Source organism: Pseudomonas sp. A-RE-19, from assembly GCF_019956555.1.
Lineage (GTDB): Bacteria > Pseudomonadota > Gammaproteobacteria > Pseudomonadales > Pseudomonadaceae > Aquipseudomonas.
The window spans coordinates 203,286-228,736 of the sequence record NZ_JAHBDQ010000033.1 but is presented as its reverse complement, the minus strand read 5'-3'; the positions used below and the strand labels follow the sequence as shown (position 1 = coordinate 228,736).

18 protein-coding genes and 1 pseudogene are annotated in these 25,451 nt (G+C 59.8%); 9 read left to right on the top strand and 10 right to left on the bottom strand.

Going from position 1 to position 25,451, the window contains the following annotated elements:
- Positions 1-252: 252 nt before the first annotated feature.
- The 6 genes from ntrC to glnA form a co-directional block, all read right to left on the bottom strand.
- Positions 253-1,689, bottom strand: coding sequence for a nitrogen regulation protein NR(I) (gene ntrC / locus KGB14_RS20450; protein ID WP_223488516.1), 1,437 nt, complete (start codon positions 1,687-1,689; stop codon positions 253-255).
- A complete protein-coding gene (gene glnL, locus KGB14_RS20445) occupies positions 1,686-2,771 on the bottom strand; it encodes a nitrogen regulation protein NR(II) (protein WP_223488515.1) in 1,086 nt (361 codons plus the stop codon). The genes ntrC and glnL overlap by 4 nt, the downstream gene beginning before the upstream one ends.
- Positions 2,772-3,177: 406 nt before the next feature.
- The gene (locus KGB14_RS20440) at positions 3,178-3,792 is read right to left on the bottom strand and encodes a DUF4124 domain-containing protein (protein WP_223488514.1); all 615 of its coding nucleotides are present in this window, start codon (positions 3,790-3,792) and stop codon (positions 3,178-3,180) included.
- Positions 3,789-4,304 carry a DUF4124 domain-containing protein gene (locus tag KGB14_RS20435; RefSeq protein ID WP_223488513.1) on the bottom strand — a complete coding sequence of 172 codons (516 nt, stop codon included), beginning with the start codon at positions 4,302-4,304 and terminating at the stop codon, positions 3,789-3,791. The genes KGB14_RS20440 and KGB14_RS20435 overlap by 4 nt, the downstream gene beginning before the upstream one ends.
- A gap of 101 nt (positions 4,305-4,405) precedes the next feature.
- A complete protein-coding gene (locus KGB14_RS20430) occupies positions 4,406-4,954 on the bottom strand; it encodes a chorismate mutase (RefSeq protein WP_223488512.1) in 549 nt (182 codons plus the stop codon).
- 134 nt (positions 4,955-5,088) lie between these two features.
- Complete coding sequence (glnA, locus tag KGB14_RS20425; RefSeq protein ID WP_007907861.1) at positions 5,089-6,495, bottom strand: glutamate--ammonia ligase; 1,407 nt, start codon at positions 6,493-6,495, stop codon at positions 5,089-5,091.
- A gap of 330 nt (positions 6,496-6,825) precedes the next feature.
- On the opposite strand from glnA, the gene thiI reads away from it, so the two are divergent.
- The gene (gene thiI, locus KGB14_RS20420) at positions 6,826-8,280 is read left to right on the top strand and encodes a tRNA uracil 4-sulfurtransferase ThiI (protein WP_223488511.1); all 1,455 of its coding nucleotides are present in this window, start codon (positions 6,826-6,828) and stop codon (positions 8,278-8,280) included.
- 139 nt (positions 8,281-8,419) lie between these two features.
- Positions 8,420-10,240, top strand: a complete 1,821-nt coding sequence (typA, locus tag KGB14_RS20415) for a translational GTPase TypA (protein WP_223488510.1) — start codon at positions 8,420-8,422, stop codon at positions 10,238-10,240.
- Between the two features lie 201 nt (positions 10,241-10,441).
- Here the strand turns inward: typA and KGB14_RS20410 are convergent, their stop codons facing one another.
- On the bottom strand, positions 10,442-10,879 hold the full coding sequence (locus KGB14_RS20410) for a YkgJ family cysteine cluster protein (RefSeq protein WP_008005123.1): 438 nt from the start codon (positions 10,877-10,879) through the stop codon (positions 10,442-10,444).
- Between the two features lie 256 nt (positions 10,880-11,135).
- On the opposite strand from KGB14_RS20410, the gene KGB14_RS20405 reads away from it, so the two are divergent.
- The 5 genes from KGB14_RS20405 to KGB14_RS20385 all read left to right on the top strand — a co-directional run bounded on the left by KGB14_RS20405 (position 11,136) and on the right by KGB14_RS20385 (position 20,692).
- On the top strand, positions 11,136-13,586 hold the full coding sequence (locus tag KGB14_RS20405; protein WP_223488509.1) for a glycogen/starch/alpha-glucan phosphorylase: 2,451 nt from the start codon (positions 11,136-11,138) through the stop codon (positions 13,584-13,586).
- Positions 13,587-13,820: 234 nt separating this feature from the next.
- Positions 13,821-17,408 (top strand): DUF2339 domain-containing protein, encoded by a 3,588-nt coding sequence (locus tag KGB14_RS20400; protein ID WP_223488508.1) that lies wholly within the window; start codon positions 13,821-13,823, stop codon positions 17,406-17,408.
- The gene (locus tag KGB14_RS20395; protein ID WP_223488507.1) at positions 17,405-18,772 is read left to right on the top strand and encodes a DUF3999 domain-containing protein; all 1,368 of its coding nucleotides are present in this window, start codon (positions 17,405-17,407) and stop codon (positions 18,770-18,772) included. The genes KGB14_RS20400 and KGB14_RS20395 overlap by 4 nt, the downstream gene beginning before the upstream one ends.
- A gap of 303 nt (positions 18,773-19,075) precedes the next feature.
- Positions 19,076-20,086 (top strand): class 1 fructose-bisphosphatase, encoded by a 1,011-nt coding sequence (locus KGB14_RS20390; protein WP_223488506.1) that lies wholly within the window; start codon positions 19,076-19,078, stop codon positions 20,084-20,086.
- 3 nt (positions 20,087-20,089) lie between these two features.
- Positions 20,090-20,692 carry a DUF924 family protein gene (locus tag KGB14_RS20385; RefSeq protein WP_223488505.1) on the top strand — a complete coding sequence of 201 codons (603 nt, stop codon included), beginning with the start codon at positions 20,090-20,092 and terminating at the stop codon, positions 20,690-20,692.
- Positions 20,693-20,809: 117 nt separating this feature from the next.
- Here KGB14_RS20385 and KGB14_RS28745 read toward each other — a convergent pair whose 3' ends face one another.
- Both KGB14_RS28745 and KGB14_RS28740 read right to left on the bottom strand, forming a co-directional pair.
- A complete protein-coding gene (locus KGB14_RS28745; RefSeq protein WP_370694726.1) occupies positions 20,810-21,574 on the bottom strand; it encodes a methyl-accepting chemotaxis protein in 765 nt (254 codons plus the stop codon).
- Between the two features lie 93 nt (positions 21,575-21,667).
- Positions 21,668-22,690 (bottom strand): annotated as a pseudogene (locus KGB14_RS28740) (cache and HAMP domain-containing protein); the annotation flags it as partial.
- A gap of 292 nt (positions 22,691-22,982) precedes the next feature.
- Between KGB14_RS28740 and KGB14_RS20375 the strand changes: the two are divergent.
- Both KGB14_RS20375 and KGB14_RS20370 read left to right on the top strand, forming a co-directional pair.
- On the top strand, positions 22,983-23,237 hold the full coding sequence (locus KGB14_RS20375; protein ID WP_007907841.1) for a hypothetical protein: 255 nt from the start codon (positions 22,983-22,985) through the stop codon (positions 23,235-23,237).
- 33 nt (positions 23,238-23,270) lie between these two features.
- Positions 23,271-23,840: a lipocalin family protein gene (locus tag KGB14_RS20370; protein WP_223488503.1), complete on the top strand. Its 570-nt coding sequence runs from the start codon at positions 23,271-23,273 to the stop codon at positions 23,838-23,840.
- A 122-nt stretch (positions 23,841-23,962) separates the two neighbouring features.
- Here the strand turns inward: KGB14_RS20370 and KGB14_RS20365 are convergent, their stop codons facing one another.
- Positions 23,963-25,327, bottom strand: coding sequence for a formimidoylglutamate deiminase (locus tag KGB14_RS20365; protein WP_223488502.1), 1,365 nt, complete (start codon positions 25,325-25,327; stop codon positions 23,963-23,965).
- Positions 25,328-25,451 lie beyond the last annotated feature (124 nt).

Genomic DNA, 25,451 nt, shown 5'->3' with positions numbered 1-25,451 from the left:
CGTGAATCGGGGCCTTCGTATTTCTGCGATGCGGATTTCTTTGCAGGTGATGGCGGGATTTCGGATCGGTTGTCGTGCGCGATTGCGGTTCATGGTGCATTGATGCGGTGCACGCTGGCCCTAAAAGCTTCGCGGGCAAGCCTCGCTCCTACAGGTCCGGCGTTAACCACCATTCGGGGTTCACACCGGACCTGTAGGAGCGAGGCTTGCCCGCGAATGGATCTAGAGAACGACGAAGATTGAAAGCACTAACTAGCCCTCATCCCCCTCATCATCATCCCCACCATCAACCTTCATCCCCAATTCCTTGATCTTGCGCGTCAGGGTATTACGTCCCCAACCCAGCAAAACGGCAGCATCGCGGCGGCGGCCGGCGGTGTGTTTGAGAGCGGTTTCGATCATGATCCGCTCGAATGCCGGTACTGCGCTGTCGAGCAGGCTCGACTGACCGCGTGCCAGCGCCTGATCAGCCCACTGACGTAGCGCTTGCTCCCAGTTGGTCACCGGTGCCGAATCCTGTGGCAGGCTCAGCAGCTCCGGCGGCAGGTCACTGATGTGCACTTCGCGACCCGAAGCCATCACGGTGATCCAGCGGCAGGTGTTCTCCAGCTGACGCACGTTGCCGGGCCACGGCAGGTTCTTCAGGTATTCCTCGGTTTCGTTTTTCAGCAGCTTCGGTTCTACCGCCAGCTCCTGTGCGGCGCGGCTGAGGAAGTGCTTGGCCAGGGTCGGGATGTCTTCGCGACGGTCCGACAACCGTGGAATGTGGATGCGGATCACATTGAGGCGGTGGAACAAGTCCTCACGGAATTTGCCGGCATGCACCAGGGTTTCCAGGTTCTGGTGAGTCGCGGCGATGATGCGCACATCGACCTTTACCGGCGTGTGACCGCCGACACGGTAAAACTCACCGTCCGCCAATACCCGCAGCAAGCGCGTCTGAGTGTCCGCCGGCATGTCGCCGATTTCATCGAGGAACAGCGTGCCGCCGTCGGCCTGCTCAAAACGCCCGCGACGCAGGTTGGCCGCGCCGGTAAATGCGCCTTTTTCATGGCCGAACAGCTCGGATTCCATCAGATCCTTGGGGATCGCCGCCATGTTCAATGCAATGAATGGCGAAGCCGCCCGTGGGCTGTGACGGTGCAGGGCGTGGGCCACCAGTTCTTTACCGGTACCGGATTCGCCATTGATCAGCACGGTGATGTTGGAGTGGCTCAAGCGCCCGATGGCGCGAAACACTTCCTGCATCGCCGGCGCTTCACCGATGATTTCCGGGGTGCGGGTCAGGGCGACCGGGACTTCCAGGCCTTGTTGTTCCTGGGCGTGCTGGTTGGCGCGTTTGACCAGCGACACCGCTTCATCAACGTCGAACGGCTTGGGCAGGTATTCGAACGCGCCGCCCTGATAGGACGCGACAGCGCTGTCCAGGTCAGAGTGCGCAGTCATGATGATCACTGGCAGCCGTGGGTGTTGTTCGCGAATCCGTGCCAGAAGGTCCAGACCGCTGGCACCCGGCATGCGGATGTCGGAGATGATCACGTCCGGCTGCTGGCGCGCCAGGCGGCTCATCACGCCATCGGCGCTGTCGAAGCTTTGCGTGGTCATGCCTTCCTGCTGCAAGGCTTTTTCCAGGACCCAACGGATAGAACGGTCGTCATCGACGATCCACACGGTTTCACTACGGCTCATGTCGATGTGGCTCCTTGTTCCAGTGGCAGAAAGATCGAGAACGTGGTGTGGCCTGGATGGCTGTCACATTCGATCAGGCCCTGGTGCTGGCTGATGATGTTCTGGGTAATGGCCAGGCCCAGCCCGGTACCGTCCGGGCGGCCGCTGACCATGGGGAAGAAGATGGTTTCTTGTAGCTCGGCGGGGATCCCCGGGCCGTTGTCGATGATTTCGATCTTGGTCACCAGGCGATGGCGCACGTGGCCGATGGTGAACTGGCGCATGGTGCGGGTACGCAAACTGATGCGGCCAAGGCGCAGTTCGTTCTGGCTGCTGATGGCCTGCATCGCGTTGCGCACGATGTTCAGCACGGCTTGAATCATCTGTTCGCGATCGATCAAGACATCCGGAATGCTTGGGTCGTAATCGCGCACCAAAGTGATGCAGCCCTGGCTTTCGGCCTCCACCAACTGACCGACACGTTCCAGCACTTCATGGACGTTGCACATGGCCAGCGACGGCAATTTGTTGGAGCCGAGCATGCGATCCACCAGATTGCGCAGGCGATCGGCCTCTTCAATGATGACGTTGGTGTAATCGCGCAGGCTTTCTTCCGGCAACTCACGGGCGAGCAACTGAGCGGCGCCACGAATCCCGCCCAGCGGATTCTTGATTTCGTGGGCGAGGCCGCGCACCAGCATCTTGCTGGTCTCCTGTTTCGACAGCTGCGCCTCTTCCTTGGTGATCCGCAGCAAACGGTCGCGAGGGTGAACCTCCAGCAACAGCAGGGTATCGCCATTGCTCAGGATCGGTGTCACGGCGTAGTCGACGGTCAGTGTCTGGCCGGTGAGGGCGGTCAGCATTGCTTCGCGCTTGGTGAACGGGTGCGCCTGCTCGACTGCCTGGCGCAGGGAGTTCAGCGCCTCGGTGGATTCGGTGAACAACTCACTGATGAACTGCCCATGGCTACGCTGGCCGCTGATGGCCAGCAGCATCTCCGCCGCCGGGTTCATGTACTCGAGGCGCAGTTCGGCGTCGAGCAGAATGGTTGCGGTGGTCAGGTTGTCGAGTAGCAAGCGGTGTAGTGCGTCGCTAATGGTCATCAGGACCTCTTTTGGAGCGGAGCGCGCGTAAGAAACGAGCGCTGATACGAGGAAAATGCAAAAACCAAACCAAGGCTCCGAAAAGAAGCGTTTAGAGCCTGAAACAGGCGTTTGACGCTCGTTTGCGTGGCGTTCTGCCAGCTTTTGCGGGTACTTTCGAACCAAAATGGGTTGGAATGTGGGTACGGTGCAGTTTGTTGCACCAATATAGTGCGCAAAGCTGAACGAAGTTAGAAGAAGGCCAGACCAAGTGCAGAGCCTGTGGTGAAGAAATTTGAGTGACGAGAATTCTGTGGGAGCGTGGCTTGCCCGCGAAGGATGCACCGCGGTTTTTCAGGTGTTACGCGTCATCGTTCTTCGCGGGCAAGCCACGCTCCCACAGGTTCTGCGCCTTAACTGACCGGCATCAGCGCCAGAAGAAGCTTTTTTCTTCTTCGGGTTTGTCTTTGAGGGGGCATTCCGGCCGTTGGCCGTAGTCGGTGAGGACGCAGGGTTGGGCCTGACGTTTCTGCGCGAGGGAAATGCGCAACATGTGGAACGGTTGATTGGCCGTGCGCTCAACGATGCGACCCTGTTCGTCGAGGATTTCCACGGACAGTTGATGGCTGCCGCGGTCGATGTTGCTCAGGGCGAACACCGGGCTCGGGCCTGGCTCGGCGGTAGGCTGGCCGTCCAGCAACAAACGGTAACGATGGCCCCGTTGCAGGCCGGGTTCGCTGGTAACGCTGGCGATCAATTCGCCGGCAGTGCTACGGATCGTGGCATCCGGTTCCGGCACCAGCACACGAAGCATGTCGTAATGAAACAGCGGTTTGACCTGGTTTTTCCCCACGCTCGTCACGGGTGCGGCGCCGCTCGGGTTGGCCGACATTCGATTGCTTGTCGCCAGTGGCACTCGCTTGGCATTGCGGGCGCCCGGCTGATCGGTGAAGACACGATTGCCCTGGGCGTCGATGTAGGTAAAGACCTCGGCCACCGCCGGCAGGCTGATCAGGCATGCGACCAACAGCCAGACCCTCAAGGCTTATGCACCCGTTGCACAGTGAAGGTCACGGTGGGGCTCTGTTGCACGACGTTTTGCCCGTCGATCACCTGAACCGCCAGGCGGTGTTCGCCCCGGTCGATGTTCACCAGTTGCAGAATCGGTACGTTGCTCGATTGGCCGTAAGGCTGATCATCCAGTAACAGCCTCAATCGATGAGGGCCTTGCAGGCGCGGCTGGATCAATACGCTGACAGTGAACGTGCCGTTGTTGGCGCGCAGGGCTTCTTCGGTGGGCAGTCCCGTCAGTTCCAGCACCTGATAGGCGCCGCCGGGATGTTCACGACGGTTGGTTTCGACAGGTGCTACTGACTCGCTCGGCGGTTGAGGCTCGACGCTGTTGAGCGGTGGCAATTCGACCGGCTGGGCTTTTACGCCATCGGGCGGCTGATTGCTGTAGGCAGTGTTGCCGTTGGCGTCGGTGTACTTGTAGATCTGCGCGGCGGCGGGCAGGGCGATCAGTACGAGCAGGCATAACAACAATGAGCGCATTGCAGGCTTCCATTGGCCGTTGGGCAGGTGTCCGGCCCTGTTCCGTTCATGGCGACTAAGCGCTGAGCATAGAGCACTTCAGCGCACGTCGGCAGGCAGGCTCAGCGGCTGGCGCTGCACAACTCAGCGGTGGCGCGTACCTGGGCGAGCTCACGCAGAGGCGCTTGGGCGCCGGTTTTATTGGCCTTGGCCAGCCAGGACGGGCACTGCGGGTCGTTGCGATAAGGGCTGAAATCGGCCAGTTGTTGCAGCAGGCGTTTTTGTAACTGATCAAGTTGTGGGCGGATCTGCCCAACGAGATCGGGACGAGGGTCGTCGGGCGCCTTGCCTTGGGCATGCCAGTCTGACAGGTGCGCGTATTGCACCAGTTTGTTGGCTTCGATCTGCGCCGAGAAGAACTGTTCGACGGCTTCGTTGCTCAATTTATAGGCAGGTGCCAGGGCGACGGCACCGGCAATGACTTCGTGCTCGCGCTGACGGTCTTCGACCGGTTTGCCGCTGTCCCATTTGCTCAGCGCAACCTGATCGGCAATCGCCAGGCGTTCTTCAATGGTGCCAAGCAGCGGGGCGAGGGCGGCAGGTGCCGGGCTGGCAAAAGCGCTGTTGGTCAGCAGGGCGGTGAGCAGGGCAAGGCATGGGCGTAGGCGCATGGGGCATCTCGGCTTTATCGGATGAAGGCCATGATGCACGCAACCGTGCATCCGATGACAGACGTTCGCCCACAAAAAAGGCCTCCCGAAGGAGGCCTCTCTTTTGTCACGCCGCGTAGCGCGGCGCTACCGGATCAGCAGCTGTAGTACAGCTCATATTCCAGTGGGTGTACGAAGGTACGAACCTTGATTTCTTCTTCGCTTTTCAGGGCGATGTAAGCGTCGATGAAGTCGTCGCTGAAAACGCCGCCTTTGGTCAGGAACGCACGACCTTTGTCCAGCTCTTCCAGGGCTTCTTTCAGGCTGCCGCAAACTTGTGGGATCTCTTTCGCCTCTTCAGGCGGCAGGTCATACAGGTTTTTGTCAGCAGCGTCGCCTGGGTGGATCTTGTTCTGGATGCCGTCCAGGCCAGCCATCAACAGTGCAGCGAAGCCCAGGTACGGGTTGGCTGCCGGATCCGGGAAGCGAGCTTCGATACGGCGAGCGCGAGGGCTGGACACGTAAGGAATACGGATCGAAGCGGAACGGTTGCGAGCCGAGTAGGCCAGCATCACTGGAGCTTCGAAACCTGGGACCAGACGCTTGTAGGAGTTGGTCGACGGGTTGGTGAAGCCGTTCAGGGCCTTACCGTGCTTGATGATGCCGCCGATGAAGTACAGAGCGGTGTCGGACAGGCCGGCATAGCCTTCGCCAGCGAAGGTGTTCTTGCCATCTTTGGCGATGGACAGGTGAACGTGCATACCCGAACCGTTGTCGCCGTACAGAGGCTTAGGCATGAAGGTCGCGGTGCGGCCGTATGCGTCAGCAACGTTGTGTACGCAGTACTTCAGGGTTTGAACTTCGTCAGCCTTGGCAACCAGGGTGTTGAACTTCACGCCGATTTCGTTCTGACCGGCAGTCGCCACTTCGTGGTGGTGAACTTCGATGACCAGGCCCATTTCTTCCATGGCGTTGCACATGGAGGTACGGATTTCGTGGTCGTGGTCGAACGGCGGAACAGGGAAGTAGCCGCCTTTTACGCCTGGACGGTGGCCTTTGTTGCCGCCTTCCACGTCCTGGTCGGACATCCACGAACCTTGTTCGGAGAAGATTTTGAACATCGAACCTGAGATGTCGGACTTGAACTTCACTTCGTCGAAGATGAAGAATTCAGGCTCTGGACCCACGAATACGGTGTCACCGATACCGGTCGACTTCAGGTATTCCTCGGCACGCTTGGCGATCGCACGTGGGTCACGGTCGTAGCCTTGCATGGTCGAAGGCTCGATCACGTCGCAAACCAGGATCAGGGTCGGCTCTTCGGTGAACGGGTCGAGAACGGCAGTGGAATCGTCCGGCATCAGGATCATGTCGGAAGCTTCGATGCCTTTCCAGCCAGCGATGGAGGAACCGTCGAACATTTTGCCTTCTTCGAAGAAAGCTTCATCCAGCCCATCGCGAGCCGGCATGGTCACGTGGTGCTGAGTGCCTTTGGTGTCCGTGAAGCGCAGATCAATCCACTTGACGTCATGATCTTTGATGAGTTGAACCGACTTCGACATAGTGTCCTCCGGGTGGCTTCGGGCTTAGTAGTGGATGCCCTTAGAATGTGGGTGATGCCGGCGCGAATACTCTGCCATGGCAACCTGCCTCACAAGGGAGCAAATTGCATGCCAGTGCCCCACCATGGGTTTTTTGCCCCAATATCACGCTTATAAAGGTGCAAAGCCTCGAAAAGCGCCAAACCTCGCCCTGTAATGTAGCGTCCAATTCGATAAATGACCTGTTTTGGTGCGTGCAAAACCTTCTGCACATTAACTGGTTAAACCTTGAGCAATTTCCGCTATAATCCGCGCCCCCCTTTTTCGGCTGGCCCAGCGCGCGCTGTTTTCATGAAACTAATCGTAAAAGTCTTCCCCGAGATCACCATCAAGAGCCGCCCGGTACGGATGCGTTTCATCCGCCAGTTGGCCAAAAACATCCGTACCGTGCTCCGCGATCTGGACCCGGCCGTGGTGGTGAACGGTGTGTGGGACAACCTCGAGCTGGAAACCCGCGTCAGCGACCCGAAAGCCCTGAAGGAGATGACCGAACGCCTGAGCTGCATGCCGGGCATCGCGCATTTCCTGCAGGTCGATGAATACCCGTTGGGCGATTTCGACGACATCGTCGCCAAGTGCAAGCTGCATTTCGGCGATTCGCTGGCCGGGAAGATCTTTTCGGTGCGCTGCAAGCGTGCCGGCAAGCACGAATTCAGCTCGATGGATGTCGAGAAATACGTCGGCAGCCAGTTGCGTCGTCAGTGCGGCGCCGCCGGAATCTCGCTCAAAACGCCGGAAATTGAAGTTCGCATCGAAATTCGCGACAAACGGTTGTTCGTGATCCACAGCCAGCACAACAGCATCGGCGGTTATCCGCTGGGAGCCCTGGAACAGACGCTTGTGCTGATGTCCGGCGGCTTCGATTCCACTGTTGCCGCCTACCAGATCATGCGCCGCGGGCTGATGAGCCATTTCTGCTTCTTCAATCTGGGCGGACGTGCCCACGAACTGGGCGTGATGGAAGTCGCGCACTTCATCTGGAAGAAGTACGGCAGCTCTCAACGCGTGTTATTTGTCAGTGTGCCGTTCGAGGAAGTACTGGGAGAAATTCTCGGGAAAGTCGATAACAGTCATATGGGTGTAGTTTTGAAGCGTATGATGTTGCGCGCTGCTTCCCGTATTGCCGATCGGCTGGAGATCGAAGCGCTGGTCACCGGCGAAGCGATTTCCCAGGTGTCGAGCCAGACGTTGCCGAACCTGTCCGTGATCGACTGCGTGACCGACAAGCTGGTCTTGCGTCCGCTGATCGCCAGTCACAAGCAGGACATCATCGACCTGGCCAACGAAATCGGCACTGCCGATTTCGCCAAGCACATGCCGGAATACTGCGGGGTCATCTCGGTGAACCCAAAGACCCACGCCAAGCGTCCGCGCGTGGAGCATGAAGAGAAAGAATTCGACATGGCGGTCCTTGAGCGTGCGCTCGAGAACGCCAAACTGGTACCGATCGATCGCGTGATCGACGAATTGGGCCAGGATTTGCAGATCGAAGAAGTCAGCGAAGCACTGGCGGGGCAGATCATCATCGACATCCGTCACCCGGATGCCGCTGAAGACGAGCCGCTGGAACTCGCTGGCATTGAGGTGCAGACGATGCCGTTTTATGCATTGAACGCTCGTTTCAAGGAACTGGACCCTACTCGCCAGTACCTGTTGTATTGCGACAAAGGCGTGATGAGTCGCCTGCATGCCCACCATTTGCTCAGTGAGGGGCATGCCAATGTGCGCGTTTATCGACCGAGCTAAGTGCCCGGGGCTGTTTGCCTGTGGCCTGCGTCACCGGCCCCCCGACGCCGCCGTCAAGCTGTAACGGCTTTGACGGACTCTAAAGTTAATCGCTGCCACGACCTGTCAGCACACCGAATCCTCTGATCGAGATACACAAGTGATCGAAAATCTACGCAACATCGCCATCATTGCTCACGTTGACCATGGTAAAACCACCCTGGTAGACAAACTCTTGCGTCAATCCGGCACCCTGGAGCGCAACGAGCTCAACGACGAGCGCGTGATGGACTCCAACGACCAGGAGAAAGAACGCGGTATTACCATTCTGGCGAAAAACACCGCCATCAACTGGAACGGCTACCACATCAACATCGTGGACACCCCGGGCCACGCCGACTTCGGCGGCGAAGTTGAACGTGTAATGTCGATGGTTGACTCCGTTCTGCTGCTGGTTGACGCTCAAGACGGCCCTATGCCGCAAACCCGTTTCGTGACCAAGAAGGCTTTCGAAGCCGGCCTGCGTCCAATCGTGGTCATCAACAAGGTTGACCGTCCAGGCGCGCGTCCGGACTGGGTTCTGGACCAGATCTTCGACCTGTTCGACAACCTCGGTGCTACCGAAGAACAGCTGGACTTCAAAGTCGTCTACGCCTCGGCCCTGAACGGCATTGCCGGTCTGGACCACACCGACATGGCTGAAGACATGACCCCGCTGTACCAGTCGATCGTCGACAACGTACCTGCGCCGAAAGTCGACCGTGACGGTCCGTTCCAGATGCAAATCTCCGCTCTGGACTACAACAGCTTCCTGGGTGTTATCGGTGTTGGCCGTATCGCTCGTGGTCGCATCAAGCCGAACACTCCGGTTGTGGCTATCGACGCCGACGGCAAGAAGCGTAACGGCCGTATCCTGAAGCTGATGGGTCACCACGGTCTGCACCGTATCGACGTTGAAGAAGCAGCTGCCGGCGACATCGTCTGCATCAGCGGCTTCGACCAGCTGTTCATCTCCGACACTCTGTGCGACCCACTGAACGTCGAAGCGATGAAGCCGCTGACCGTTGACGAACCAACCGTTTCCATGACCTTCCAGGTAAACGACTCGCCTTTCTGCGGTAAAGAAGGCAAGTTCGTCACCAGCCGTAACATCAAGGAACGTCTGGACAAAGAACTGCTCTACAACGTTGCTCTGCGCGTTGAAGAAGGCGACTCGGCTGACAAGTTCAAAGTCTCCGGCCGTGGTGAGCTGCACCTCTCGGTACTGATCGAAACCATGCGTCGCGAAGGCTTCGAAATGGGTGTTGGTCGTCCGGAAGTGATCATCCGCATGGTTGACGGCGTCAAGCACGAACCGTACGAAAACGTGACCATCGACCTGCCGGAAGAATCGCAAGGTTCGATCATGGAGCAGATCGGTATCCGTAAAGGCGACCTGACCAACATGGTTCCGGATGGCAAGGGCCGTGTGCGCCTTGAGTACAACATCCCGGCTCGTGGCTTGATCGGTTTCCGTAACGAGTTCCTGACCCTGACCTCCGGTGCAGGCATCCTGACCTCGATCTTCGACCGTTACGACGTGATGAAGTCCGGCGACATGTCCGGCCGTCAGAACGGCGTACTGGTTTCGGTGGCTACCGGTAAGGCACTGACTTACTCGCTGGAAACCCTGCAGGCTCGCGGCAAACTGTTCCTGGGTCACGGTGAAGACGTGTACGAAGGTCAAATCGTCGGCATCAACAGCCGCGACAACGACCTGGGCGTCAACCCAACCAAAGGCAAGAAGCTCGACAACATGCGTGCTTCGGGTAAAGACGAAACCATCGCTCTGGTTCCGCCTATCCGCTTCACCCTGGAGCAGGCTCTGGAATTCGTTCAAGAAGACGAATTGTGCGAAGTCACTCCTAAGTCCATCCGTCTTCGCAAGAAGATCCTGGGCGAAAGCGAGCGTACCCGCGCTGCCAAGAAAAGCGGCAACTGAGTTTCGGCTTAGTTAACGCTTAAAAAAACGCCCCCGACCGCAAGGTCGGGGGCGTTTTTGTTTGTCTGGGTTTTTTGCGGCGTTTGTGAGGGCCTCTTCGCGGGCAAGCCTCGCTCCTACAGGGTTTGTGGTGTTTGCGCTAATCCTGTAGGAGCGAGGCTTGCCCGCGAAAGCAATCTGTCAGACAGCGAAGATAGGAAATCAGAACTTGTCCAGCGTCCGCGGATTATTCTCGCGCACCACTTCTTTGGGCTTGTACGCGCAATACCCCGGCCGCGGTCCGATCTTCGGGTGGTTGCGGCAGGTGTCCGGGCGTTTATCATAAATAGTGCACAAACGGCTCTTACGATCCAGGTACAGGCAATCGTTGTTGCTCATGCGCTGAAGGGTGAAGATCTCGGACTTCTGGTTATAGCGTTCGACGATCCCTTCCTTCTGCAAGCGCTTGGCGATGTTCTTCGGCGGGTCGCCACGCTCGAATTCATCAACGATGCCGATACGGATCAGATCCTTGATCTTGACCTCGACCGGCAAGGTGCAGCAGCTGGACACGCAGGAACCGCACATCGGGGCAGAGTACTTGGCCCAGGTATCGAGGCGATCGATCTCCGCGGCGGCGATCAGGTTGGGCTTCATCATCGGTTGTTACCAGCATGTGCATCAGGGCGCGCGATCATACCGGGACTGGTGGATTTTTGAACAACCTTTCGCCAGATTTTTTTGCTGGTCGCAAAATAAGCCCGGTGTCCGGCACGGCCCCTGCATCATTTCTGGCACGCGATAACGTAATGTCGATCTATCTCGCACTAACAAGGAAAACTGCCGAACCAGAGTCTCAATGGTCTGTCAGACCGACTAGGCTCAGACAACTTCACGCTCGCTCGAGGTCTTATCGATGACTCAAGAACCACTTGTTCGCGAAGCAGAGGTGGCCGCATTCCGCGACGCCGTCTTGACCAAGCTCACCTACGCGGTGGGCAAAGACCCGGATCACGCCTTCGACCACGACTGGTTCGAAGCCATCGCCCTGGCGGCGCGCGATCATATGGTCGAGCACTGGATGGACCACACCCGGCAGATCTACCGTAAAGGTCAGAAGCGGGTTTATTACCTCTCCCTTGAATTCCTTATCGGCCGCTTGCTCTACGACAGCCTGAGCAACCTCGGCCTGCTCGATGTGGCCCGCGAGGCCATGACCGAACTGGGCGTCGACATCGAACGTATCCGTTTGCTGGAGCCCGATGCCGCACTGGGCAACGGAGGCCTCGGGCGTCTGGCGGCATGCTTCATGGAAAGCATGTCGACCCTGGGCATTGCCGGCCATGGTTACGGCATTCGTTACGAACATGGTCTGTTCCGCCAGGCCATCGTCGACGGTTGGCAGCAGGAACAGACCGAACACTGGCTGGATTTCGGCAACCCGTGGGAGTTCGAACGGCCGGAGGTCGCCTACCCGATCGGTTTTGGCGGCAGTGTCGAAACCGTGACCGATGAGAACGGCAAATCCAGGCAAGTCTGGTCCCCGGCGGAAACCGTGCGGGCCATTGCTTATGACACCCCGGTGGTCGGTTGGCACGGTGCGAGTGTCAACACGCTGCGGCTGTGGCGTGCCCGGGCCATGGAAGAGTTGCACCTGGAACGCTTCAACGCTGGCGACCACTTGGGCGCGGTAGCAGAAGTGGCCCGGGCCGAAAGTATCTCCCGCGTGCTCTACCCGGCGGACAGCACCGAGGCCGGCCAGGAACTGCGGCTGCGCCAGGAATATTTCTTCGTTGCCGCGTCCCTGCAGGATTTGCTGCGTCGCCATCGCAACATGCACACTTCGGTGCTGACCCTGGGCGATCACGCGGCCATTCAGCTCAACGACACTCACCCCTCGATTGCCGTCGCCGAGCTGATGCGTCAGTTGGTCGACGTTTATGACGTGGCGTGGGATGCAGCGTGGCAGGTCACCGTCGACACGCTCTCATACACCAACCACACGCTGTTGCCGGAGGCGCTGGAAACCTGGCCGGTCGGTTTGATGGAGCGGATGCTGCCACGGCACATGCAGATCATTTATTTGATCAACGCCCAGCACATCGATTCGTTGCGGGCCAAGGGTGTTCACGATTTCGACGTGTTGCGCGCGGTGTCGCTGATCGAGGAAGACAACGGTCGGCGCGTGCGCATGGGCAACCTGGCGTTCCTGGGTTCCCACAGCGTCAACGGTGTGTCCGGCCTGCACACGCAGCTGATGCGCAGCACGGTGTTCTCCGAACTGCATAAACTCTATCCAGAGCGGATCAACAACAAGACCAACGGCATCACCTTCCGCCGCTGGCTCTATCAGGCCAACCCCGAGCTGACCTCGATGATGGTCGACGCCCTCGGCCCGGATCTGCTGGATAACCCCGAAGAACGCCTGATAGGGCTGGAACCGTTTGCCGAGAAGACTGCATTCCGCAAGCAGTTCGCCGAACAACGGCTGCACAACAAAAAAGCGCTGGCGTACCTGATTCATGAGCGGCTGGGGATCGCGATCAACCCGGCGGCGATGTTCGACGTGCAGGTCAAGCGAATCCACGAATACAAACGTCAGTTGCTCAACCTGCTGCACACCGTCGCGCTGTATCAGGCGATTCGTGCCGAGCCGGAAATCGACTGGGTGCCGCGAGTGAAAATCTTCGCCGGCAAAGCGGCGGCCAGTTATCACCAGGCCAAGCTGATCATCAAACTGACTAACGACATCGCCCGGGTGGTCAACAACGACCCGACCGTGCGTGGTTTGCTCAAAGTGGTGTTCTTGCCCAACTACAACGTGAGCCTGGCCGAAAGCATCATTCCGGCGGCGGATTTGTCGGAGCAGATTTCCACCGCGGGCTTCGAAGCGTCGGGCACCAGTAACATGAAATTCGGCCTCAACGGCGCGTTGACCATTGGCACCCTGGACGGGGCCAACGTGGAAATGTGCGAGCGCATTGGCGCTGAACACATGTTCATCTTCGGCCTCAGCGCCGAGCAAGTGGAAGCGCGCAAGCTCAACCATGAATTCAACGCGGCACCGGACATTGCCGCCTCCCATCGACTCAATGACGTGCTGCAAGCGATTCGCGGTGGGGTGTTCTCACCGGACGATCCGTCCCGTTACACCATGCTGATCGATTCGCTGGTGGATTACGACCGCTTCCTGGTCTGCGCCGATTTCGATTCCTACTGGAACGCTCAGATGCGGGTCGAGGCTCACTGGCACGACTCCAAAGAGTGGTGGCGCTCGGCGGTATTGAGCAGCTCACGGATGGGCTGGTTCTCGTCCGACCGGACCATTCGCGAGTACGCCACGGATATTTGGAAGGCGTTGGAGTAACTTTTAGCAATAATTGCGAGTCCGGCCCGACGGTTGTTGGGCCGGACCGATATACTAAGCGCCAGGTTCTCCGGATGTTTCGGCGACCGCTGCGCGGTCAATCGCGGGCAAGCCTCGCTCCTACAGGTCATATGTCGTTCTTGCGGCCTGTGCAAAATCTGTGGGAGCGAGGCTTGCCCGCGATGACGTCAGTGCAAACGCCACAAGGCAATGGGCTGCTTAGGGATATCGACCATGCAATGGATGTTCATGCTGATTGGGCTGCTGCTGGGCTGGATGCTTGACGAGTCGTTCAGCGCTGCGCTGCTGGGCGCTTTGCTCGGGCTGGGTATCGGCCAGACCATTCGCATCGGCCGCTTGAGTGGTCAAACCGCCGAGCAGCGGCGCTTGCTCGATCAGGCGCAGGTTGCGCTCAATGCGCTCGAGCAGCGACTGGCGTTGTTGGAGGTGTCAGGCGTCAAGGCACCTGAAACCAGCGAACCGGTTGCCAGCGAATCCGCTCCATCCCCTGAAGTCATCCTCGAGCAAGCCCCTGTCGCAACCCCGGAACTGATCTGGGAGCTGCCGCCCGAGCTCGAACCCATCACGGCGGCGGCCGCCGAAACCCGTCATCCGCAGCCCGCTGATGCGTGGAAACCCGAACCGGTTGCCCGCGAACCACAGCAACCGGCTGAGCCGCGCGGCCCGAACTTCATCGAACGCGCCATCAGCGGCGCGCGCAACTGGTTGTTCGGCGGCAATACCGTGTTGCGGGTCGGCGTTGTGCTGTTGTTCCTCGGCCTGGCCTTCCTGCTGCGCTACGCCACCGAAGGCATGGTGGTGCCGATCGAATTGCGTTACGCCGGTGTCGCGGCGGCGGCCTTGGGCTTGCTCGCGCTGGGCTGGTGGCTGCGCCTGCGCAACAGCAATTACGCGTTGATGCTGCAAGGCACCGGGATTGGGGTGTTGTACCTGACGGTATTCGCCGCGATGCGTCTGCATCCGTTGCTCGACCCCACGGCGGCGCTGGGCTTGCTGGTGGTGGTGACGGTGTTCTCGGCGATTCTCGCCATTACCCAAAACGCGTTGGGCCTGGCCGCCGCTGCCGCACTGGGCGGTTTCGCCGCGCCGATCCTGACCTCCACCGGTGCCGGCAATCATGTCGCGCTGTTCAGTTATTTCGCCCTGCTCAACGCCGGTATCCTTGGCATCGCCTGGTTCAAGGCCTGGCGATTGCTCAACCTCATTGGTTTTGTCGGCACCTTCGGCATCGGGTTGGCTTGGGGCCTGCGTTCCTACAAGCCTGAGTTGCTGTGGAGCACCGAGCCGTTCCTGATTCTGTTTTTCCTGATGTACCTGGCCATCGGCCTGCTGTTCGCCCGGCGCAAACTGCTGGACATGAGCGATGCGCCCGAGGACGACAGCCGCGATGCACTGCTGCACTGGTCCGCGCGCAAGGGCGATTACATTGACGGCACGATGCTGTTCGCGCCACCGCTGGTGGGCTTCGGTTTGCAGTTCGCGCTGGTGGAGCACCTGGAATTTGCCGCCGCTTTCAGCGCCTTGGCACTGGGCATGATTTACATGGGCCTGGCCCGGTTGCTGATGGGCGGCCGAGCGCTGTTGCTGGCGGAAACCTGTCTGGCGCTGGGGGTGATCTTCGCCAGCCTGGCGATCCCCTTGGGGCTGGACGCACGTTGGACCGCGGCCGCCTGGGCGGTGGAAGGCGCTGGGATTTTCTGGCTCGGCCTGCGTCAACAGCGACCGCTGGCGCGAGCCTTTGCCTTGCTGCTGCAACTGGGCTCGGCACTGGCGTTTCTCAGCGGGCTGCGGATCGGCGAGAGCAGCCTGCTTGATGGCGCACCGCTGGGGGCGTTGATGCTCGGCGTGGCGCTGCTGTTCAGCTTTTACCAGTTGCGCAAAGCGTTGCCCGAACAGGCGTCACAGTGGGAACGCCAAGGGCTGCCGGTGCTGGCTTGTCTGGGGCTGACGTTCCTTTATCTGCTGGCGCCGCTGTTCTTCTTCACTCATGGCACGGCGATCAGTTGGGCGCTGGCCGGCTTGGCGACGTTGTTCGTCGGCCTGCGCCTGCAATCGCGAGCGTTCCTGTTCACCGCGTTTGCCGTGCAACTGCTCGGCGGTGCGTTGTTCCTGTTACGGCTGCAAGGGGCGGGCGGCGAATCGGCTGCGGTGTTCAGCGCCGGTTGGAGCGGTTTACTCAGCGCGTCCCTGATCGGGCTGGCGTTGATCGCCGGGATGTTGCTGGCGGCTCGCGACGAAATGGTGCGCAGTGACGTGCGTTTGCTGCGCGGCTTGTCGGTGGTGTTGCTGGCCGGTCTGGTGCTGATCAACCTCGCGGTGCTGTTCGTGTTGCCATGGCAAACCGCGAGTGCGGTGTGGGCCGCCAGTGGTTTGTTCATCATCTGGCTGAGCCTGTACCTGAAGCAACGCGTGAGTTTTGTCTTTGGTCTGCTGTTGCAGGTGATCGGCGGCGCGGCATTCCTGTTCGCCGGGCCGGACCTGCTCGGGCCGCTGCTCAGCGAAGGGTTGCGACCGTTGGCCCACAGCGGTTTCTGGACGCCGCTGGTGCTGGGGCTGGCCGCATTCGTCGGGGCCTGGCGTTTGCAGCTTGGCAATCATGCTTCGGCCTTCGATGGGTTGAGCCTGCAGCGCTTGTCCGAAGTATTGCTGGTGTGGGGCGCGGGGTGGTGGGCGCTGGCGTGGGTCAGCGAAGTGCTGCGCTTTGCCCCGTTGAATCTGCAAGCGACCTTGCTGCTGGCCGTCGCCGCCGTGAGTGTCGCGCTGTGGACGGTGTTGGCGCTGCGCCTGAGGTGGTCGTCGCTGGGCTTGCTCTGCACCTTGTTGATTCCCGCCGCCGGTCTGGTGTTGCTCGCGGCCTGGCATTCACGTTATCACCCGGCCGCCAATTTCGGCTGGCTGGTTTGGGCCGCGGTATTCGTCGTGCATTTCATCTCACTGCGACGCCTTGCGGCGATGCTGCCCGCAAGCGCCCTGAGCACCGCCCATGTGCTCGGCTGCTGGCTGTTGATCGGCGTGTTGGCCCTGGAGCTGCGTTACGGTCTGCTGCTGTTGTCGGAGCAGTACAACGCCTGGCGCTGGCTGGGCTGGGCGATTCTGCCGAGCCTGTATCTGGTGCTGATGGCCGCACCACGCACGTGGCCGTGGCCGGTATCGGCTTATCCCCGCGAGTACCGTGTCTATGCCGCTGCGCCATTGGCGTTGCTGATGCTCGGTTGGTTCTGGCTGGCGAACATCGCCAGTGACGGCACCGCCGAGCCGTTGCCGTATGTACCGCTGATCAACCCGCTGGAGTTGGGCCTGCTGTTTGCCCTGTTCGGCGTTTACGTCTGGTCTCGGACTGCCGTGACGCAACTGGCGGTTCGCAAGGCCTACGCCGATAACGTCACGCAGGTGATCGCCGGGGTTTCGCTGTTTGCTTTCTTCACCGCGATGGTAATGCGCACTGCGCACCATTGGGGCGGGGTGCCGTTCGCGCTGGATCTGCTGCTTGAATCGATGCTGGTGCAGGCCGGCCTGTCCATCGTCTGGACCCTGATGGCCCTGAGTCTGATGATCGGTGGGCATCTGCGTCATCGTCGTGAAGTCTGGCTGATCGGCGCCGCGCTGATCGCGCTGGTGGTCGCCAAGTTGTTCTTCATTGAATTGAGTAACCGCGGCGGGCTGGCGCGGATCGTGTCGTTTATCGGCGTTGGCGTGTTGCTGTTGGTGGTGGGCTATTTCGCTCCGTTGCCGCCCAAGCGTGCCGAGGCTGTGCCGGGTGCGGAAAAACCGGCCCCTGAAACCGAAGGAGTGTCGTCTTGAGTCAGAAGTTGAACCTGGGCTGGTGGGGGGCTGTGGTGCTGGGGGTGACGCTGTCGGCCGGCGCGCAGGAAAAACCGTCGGACTTCGCCACGCAGGTGCCGTTGTCCGTCAGTGGCGAGGGCCCGTGGTATCGCCTTGAACTGCCTTTTGGCGTGCAACTGAAAGCCCGGCAGACCGATCTCAGCGACTTGCGCGTCTTCAATGCGGCCGGTGAGCCTCAGGCGTACGCTCTGGCTCGGGAATCCGCGCAAACCCGCGAAAACCGCACGCTGACCGACGTAAAGTGGTTCCCGTTGTACAACTCGGCGGATGACACCGAACACGTACCGAGCGTAAGGGTGCAATCGAGTGCAAGTGGCACATTGGTCGAAGTGCAACCGGCCACCCAATTGGAGGCGGGCGAAGAGGTGCTGCGTGGCTGGTTGCTCGACGCCAGCGGCATCAAGGCGCCGTTGCGGCAATTAATCCTCGACTGGACCAGCGAACGCGACGGTTTCCAGCGTTTCAGCATTGAAGCCAGCGACGATTTGCAGCATTGGCAGTCATGGGGCGAAGGACAGGTGGCGCGGCTGACGTTTGCCGACGAACAGGTCGAGCAACATGAAGTCGGCCTGCCAGGGCAATCGGCGCGCTATTTGCGCTTGTTGTGGAATTCGCCTCAGTCGGCGCCGGTGCTGACTTCGGCGCAACTGGAAAGCGCCAATCCTCGCACCTTGCCGCTGCCGTTGGTCTGGTCGCAACCGTTGGCCGGCAGCAGCGCGAAGGCCGGCGAGTACACCTGGCAATTGCCGATGGGGTTGAACGTCCAGCGCTTGCAGATCGAGCTGAGTCAGCCCAACAGCCTGGCGCCGGTGACGTTGTCGGGACGCCGGGAAACCAGCCTGCCGTGGCAACCGCTGAGCAGCGGTTTGCTCTATCGCCTGACGCAGAATGGCCAGGACGTGGTGCAGAACGAATTGCAGTTGCCGGGGCAGATCGTGCAGCAATTGAAGCTGACGGTGGATGAGCGTGGCGGTGGCCTGGGTGCCGAAGCGCCGACGGTGCGGTTTGCCGTGCGTTCCACGCAACTGGTGTTTCTGGCGCGTGGCGCCGGGCCTTACACGCTGGCGCTGGGGAGTGCGACGGTGAAGCCGGCGAACTTGCCGTTGTCGACGCTGATTCCGGATTACAGCGCGGCCAAATTGGCGGCGTTGGGCAGGGCGACGGTGGACGGTGGGGCCGTGATGACTCCGGCGGCGACAGCGCCAACGGTAGTGGGCACGAACTGGAAAAAATTCGGTTTATGGGCGGTGTTGTTGCTCAGTGTGCTGGTTCTGGGGGCCATGGCGTTCAGCTTGCTGCGCAAACCTGCTGCTAAATCCTGAGGATGGCTGGCGCTGCGCGCCATTCGCGAGCAAGCCCGCTCCCACCTTCGATCTTCAGAGTACACAAAGTTTGTGTACGACCGGGATCCACTGTGGGAGCGGGCTTGCTCGCGAAAGCGGTCTATCAGCCACAAAAAAGCCTCAATCTGCCACTGATCCGCAAGCCACATCGGCCTCATTTCGAACTACGCTCAACCCCGCACATGAACTCTATTGGGTGTATCACGTCTGATAGGAGGAAATGCGCCCCGACTCGCGTTAAACTGCGCGGGTTTTTAGCCCCCCATTCCACCGGAGCCTTCCATGTCCCGCGTTACCTTGAGTCGCTATTTGATTGAGCAGACCCGTAGCAACAACACTCCTGCCGATCTGCGTTTCCTGATCGAAGTGGTGGCGCGTGCCTGCAAGGAAATCAACCACGCCGTCTCCAAAGGCGCCCTGGGTGGTGTCCTGGGCAGCATGGGCACCGAAAACGTTCAGGGCGAAGTGCAGAAGAAACTCGACGTGCTGTCCAACGAGATCCTGCTTGAAGCCAACGAGTGGGGCGGTCACCTGGCCGGCATGGCGTCCGAAGAAATGGACAATGCCTACCAGATCCCGGGCAAATACCCGAAAGGTGCCTACCTGCTGGTATTCGACCCACTGGACGGTTCGTCGAACATCGATATCAACGCACCGGTCGGTACTATCTTCTCGGTACTGCGTTGCCCGAACGAATACCTGAGCCAGAACGAGCCCTTGAATGAAAAGGCTTTCCTGCAGCCAGGTACCCAGCAAGTGGCCGCCGGTTATGCCATCTATGGTCCACAGACCATGCTGATCCTGACCCTGGGCGACGGCGTGAAAGGTTTCACCCTGGACCGTGAAATGGGCAGCTTCGTCCTGACCCATGAAGACATCACCATTCCTGAAAGCACCCAGGAATTCGCCATCAACGCATCCAACCAGCGTCACTGGGAAGCTCCGGTACAGCGCTACGTCGGCGAATTACTGGCAGGCGAAGAAGGCCCGCTGAAAAAGAACTACAACATGCGTTGGGTCGCCGCGATGGTCGCGGACGTGCACCGCATCCTGACCCGCGGCGGTCTGTTCATGTACCCACGCGACAGCCGCGAGCCGTCGAAGCCGGGCAAACTGCGCCTGATGTACGAAGCCAACCCGATGTCGTTCCTGGTGGAACAAGCGGGTGGCGCATCCACCGACGGCCACCAGCGCATCCTCGACATCCAGCCGGAAGGCCTGCACCAGCGTGTTGCGGTGTTCCTCGGTTCGAAAGAAGAAGTGGCCCGCGTCACGGCTTACCACAAGGAATAAAACATGACCGCGCCCTGGCAGCCGTTGCTCGAATGGTGGTTCGGATCTTTCGAATCACCCAACGAAATATCGGCTGACAAGGGCAAGTTATGGTTCGGCAAACGCGACAGCCAGGACCTCGAAGCGCGGATGCGTTTCGGGGACCTGGTCGAGCAGGCACTGGCCGGCGGACTGACTGAATGGGTGCAACGCCCTGAAGGTTGGCTGGCTTTGGTGCTGCTGCTCGATCAACTTCCGCGCATGATCTTTCGCGACACCCCCAAATCCTTTTCAGGCGATCTCAGGGCTCAGGCACTGGTGGCGCAAGGCATTGCCGCGGATTTCGATCGGCAACTGCGACCGATCCAGCGGGTGTTTATCTATCTGGTGTTCGAGCACTGCGAGAATCTGGCGGTGCAGAACGAAGCGGTTTCGCGGTTTCTCGATTTGGTCGAGCAGCAACCGGAGGCGGATCGGGCGGTGTTTGCCGACAATCTGGATTACGCCGAGCGGCATCAGAAGATCATTGCGCGATTTGGACGGTTTCCCCATCGCAATGCGGTGTTGGGGCGTGAATCTACGGCTGAGGAGCTGGAGTTTCTTTCAGGTCCTGGATCTCGCTTCTAGCTTTTCGTTGTTGCTGATACCGCCATCGCGAGCAGGCTCGCTCCCACATAGATCTTTGTCGCGCTGGAGATCCACTGTGGGAGCGAGCCTGCTCGCGATGAGGCCATCAAGAGCGCCTTAGATCCGGAAACTACCCACCAACTGCTTCAACCGCGCCGCCTGCTGTTCAAGGTCGGCACACGCACGCAAGGTCGACTGCAAGTTCTCCACACCTTCCTGATTCAGCGTGTTGATCTCGGTAATGTCGACGTTGATCGACTCCACCACAGCGGTTTGTTCCTCGGTCGCGGTGGCCACCGACTGGTTCATCCCGTCAATCTCACCGATGCGCTGCGTCACGCTGCCCAGGCGTTCGCCGGCCTGGTTGGCGATGCCGACGCTGCTTTCACTCTGGCGCTGGCTGTCGGTCATGGTGCTGACCGCTTCCCGGGCGCCGACTTGCAGCTCTTCGATCATCTTCTGCACTTGCTGCGCCGAATCCTGAGTGCGGTGGGCGAGGTTGCGCACCTCATCCGCGACCACGGCAAAACCACGACCGGCTTCACCGGCACGGGCCGCTTCGATGGCCGCGTTGAGCGCCAGCAAGTTGGTCTGCTGCGAGATGCTGGTGATCACTTCCAGAATCTGCCCGATGTTCACCGTGTTGCTGTTCAGGGTTTCGATGTTGCCGCACGAATCGCTGATTTTTGCCGACAGCTGCTGCATGGCGGCGATGGTTTTATCCACCACTTGCTGACCGTCTTCGGCCAAGGCACGGGCGTCGCTTGAATGCTGCGAGGCGAGGGCGGCGTTCTGGGCGATTTCCTGAGCGGCGGCGCCCAATTCGTTGATCGCCGCAGCCACGCTGCTGGTGCGTGAGGCTTGCTGATCGGAGTTGAACATCGATGAGTTAGAAGCCGCGACGACCCGCAAGGCGACTTCGTTGACCTGGCCGGTGGCCGAGGACACTTCACGGATCGAGGTATGAATACGTTCCACAAAGCGGTTGAACGAGGTGCCCAGCGCACCGAACTCGTCCTGGCCATGGATGGTCAGGCGTTTGGTCAGGTCACCTTCGCCCTCGGCGATGTCATGCATGGCGCGGCCCATGGTCAGCAGCGGTTGCATCAGCACGCGGATCAACATGCTCAGCAGCGCGATGATGATCACCACGGCGATGATCATGGCGATGATTGCCGAGGTGCGGAACTCACTGAGCATCGAGAACGCGGTGTCTTTATCCAGCACCAGCGCCACGTACCAGTCCGCCGACGGCACGCCGTTAACGTGAGTGAAGGAGATGAACTGGGTTTTGCCGTCCAGTTCGACTTCCTTCAGGCCCGGGCTGATTTTCGGCGCGCCGTTGGGATAAGCGTCAGCCAGGTTCTTGAGCACCAGTTTGCTGTCTGGGTGAATCAGGATTTTGCCGTCGGCGCTGACAATGAACGCATGGCCATGACCGCCGAAATTCAGCAAGTTGATGATCGCGCTGACGCTGGACAGATCGATATCCGCGCCGGCGACGCCAATCATCTCATTCTGGTGCTTCACCGGTGTGGCAACGGTGATCACCAGTTTGCCCGATGACGCCGCGATGTAGGGTTCCGTGACGACGGTCTGTTGCGCGCTGTTGGCCGCCTTGTACCAGCCACGGGCGCGAGGGTCGTAGTCGGCGGCGCGGTTGCCGGCCGGGATCGAGAACATCACGCCATCGGTGCCGCCGAAGTAGCTCAGCTGGAAGTTGCTGGTGTAGGCCGGCAGGTCGATGGCGCGCTTGAGGCTGGCCTGGGCGCTGCCGTCCACGGCGATCTGCTGGGACAACGATTGCAGCAGTTGGATTCGGCTTTCCAGCCAGGTCTGGATGTTGCTGGTGGTCAGGCTGCCGAGTTCCTGCATCGAGGACTCGGTACTGCTGCGCAGGGTCTGCCGCTGGCGGTAATCGTTGAACAGGATGAAACAGGCAAATGCGACGGCCACCACGAGGGCGGCTGCCAACAGGATTTTGTGGCTGAATTTCATGTTTCTGGTCATTAAATGAGCTACCGCGAATGGGCTGGTCAACAAGAGGTGTCAATTTGCCACAGTGGAAGGCTTTGCGCTGCTTCTATGTCGACTGGCCGGCGCCAAAGATTAGGCGGCTTCTGCGCAAACCGACGAAATACCCAACAGCACGAAAAAGTGGCAGATTTATCGTCAAAAGGCTGACGGAGGCCGAACAAATAGCCGGATTCTCAGGGAACCAGACAGGGGTTTTCTCTTCTAAGCTTCAGCTTGGCAGCCATGCCATTCCCTTCGCCCCAGGAGTTACACCATGTCGCTGCGATCTATCGCCTTGCTCTCGTTTTGCGTGTTGTTGGCCGCGTGCGGCAAGATCAATCAGGAAAATTACTCGAAGCTGTCGACCGGCATGCCCAAGGCCGAGGTTGAAACCTTGCTGGGTAAACCGACCGATTGCTCGGGCGCGCTCGGCATGTCCAGTTGCACCTGGGGCGACAAAAACAGCTTTATCAGCGTGCAGTATGCCGGTGACAAAGTGCTGATGTTTTCCGGCCAAGGCCTGAAGTAAACCGGGGCTATTCGCCCACGGGAGAAAAAAATAATGAAGCGGTTACTGATCGTTCTTTTTGCCAGCCTGGTATTGGCCGGCTGCGCCACTTCCGGCGTAGATCCGTTGGCACCCAAAACCGTCAACACGGTCAACCTCAAGCGCTACCAGGGGACCTGGTACGAGTTGGCGCGTCTGCCGATGTATTTCCAGCGCAACTGCGCGCAATCCGAGGCCCATTACACCCTCAAGCCTGACGGTGACATGGCGGTGTTGAATCGCTGCCTGACGTCGGATTGGCAATGGGAAGAGGCCAAAGGCACGGCTTCGCCACAGGTGCCCGGCAAGGCTGACAAGTTGTGGGTCGAGTTCGATACCTGGTTCTCGCGACTGATACCTGGTACGGCGAAGGGAGAGTACTGGGTGTTGTACGTCAGCGATGATTACAAGACTGCGATTGTCGGCGACCCGAGTCGCCGTCATTTGTGGCTGTTGTCACGGACCCCGACGGTCAATGGCGTCGTGCGTGAGGAACTGCTGAGCAAGGCGCGTCAGCAGGGGTATGACACGACACGGCTGATCTGGCGCACGTCGGATACCAAGATGGCCAAGACTTCGAACTAGCGGCGCGGCCGAAAAAAGATCGCAGCCTGCGGCAGCTCCTACAGAGTCCGGTTGATCCGCATTATTGCGACCAACCGGATCATTGTAGGAGCTGCCGAAGGCTGCGATCTTTTGCTTTTCGGTTAACCGAGCAGTTCGCGCAGGACCTGGGTAAACGCCCGATTGCTGTCTTCTTCCCCGGCATGGCGCCCGTCACGCACGACCCACTGACCGTTGACCAGTACATCCCGCACCTGACGATCACCCCCGGCAAACAACCAGCGATTGAGAATCCCGTCGCCGCTGGCCGTCGCCAGGTACGGATCGTTGCCATCCAGCACCAGCCAGTCGGCACGCTTGCCGACTTCGAGGGCACCAATCGGCTGCCCCAATGCCTGGGCGCCGCCATCCAGCGCGGCGTCGTACAATGTGCGGCCGACCATCGGCTGATCGGCGCCATACAAACGATTACGCCGCTGATCACGCAGACGCTGGCCGTATTCCAGCCAACGCAATTCTTCCACCACGCTTAACGACACATGGCTGTCGGAACCGATGCCCATGCGCCCGCCTTGCGCCAGGAAGTCCACCGCCGGGAAAATCCCGTCGCCGAGGTTGGCTTCGGTGGTCAGGCACAGGCCGGCGATGGCGCGGCTCCTGGCCATGAGCGTGACTTCTTCCGGGTTGGCGTGGGTCGCGTGGACCAGGCACCAGCGCTGATCGACTTCGGTATTTTCGTACAGCCATTGCAACGGCCGGCGACCGCTCCAGCTCAGGCAGTCATCGACTTCTTTTTGCTGCTCGGCGATGTGAATGTGCACCGGGCACTGCTTGTCGCTGGCCGCCAGCACTTCACTGATCTGCTGCGGTGTTACCGCGCGCAACGAGTGGAAACACAAACCCAAGGCCTGGGCCGGTTGCTGCGCCAGGATCGGCTGCAAGCGCGACTGGAGCTTCAGGTAGTTTTCGGTGCTGTTGATAAAGCGGCGCTGACCTTCATTCGGGGCCAGGCCGCCGAAACCGGAATGGCTGTAGAGCACCGGCAGCAGAGTCAAACCGATACCGGCGGAGCTGGCGGCCTGGCTGATGCGCAGCGCCAGTTCGGCCGGGTCCGCGTAGGGCTGGCCGTTATTGTCGTGATGTACGTAATGAAATTCCGCGACCGAGGTGTAACCGGCCTTGAGCATTTCGATGTACAGCTGACGGGCGATGACGCCGAGTTGCTCCGGGCTGATTTTTCCGACGAGCCGGTACATCAAATCGCGCCAGGTCCAGAAACTGTCATTCGGATTGCCCGCCACTTCCGCCAGCCCGGCCATGGCCCGCTGGAAGGCGTGGGAGTGCAAATTCGGCATCCCGGGAAGCAGCGGACCGCTCAGCCGTTCGGCGTCATCTGCGTGAGAATCGGCCTGGATATGGGTCAGCACGCCATCGGCGCTGACCTCAAGACGTACATTGTTGGCCCATCCACTAGGCAGCAGCGCGCGTTCGGCAAAGAAGGCGGACATGGTTCAGCACCCCATCGTGTGTTATTTGTATATACATATACAGACGTTTGCCTGCTCGGTAAACTCCGGCAAGCTAGCAACCTCTAACAAATGAACAAGGATTAACCGTGCCGACTCCCTCTGC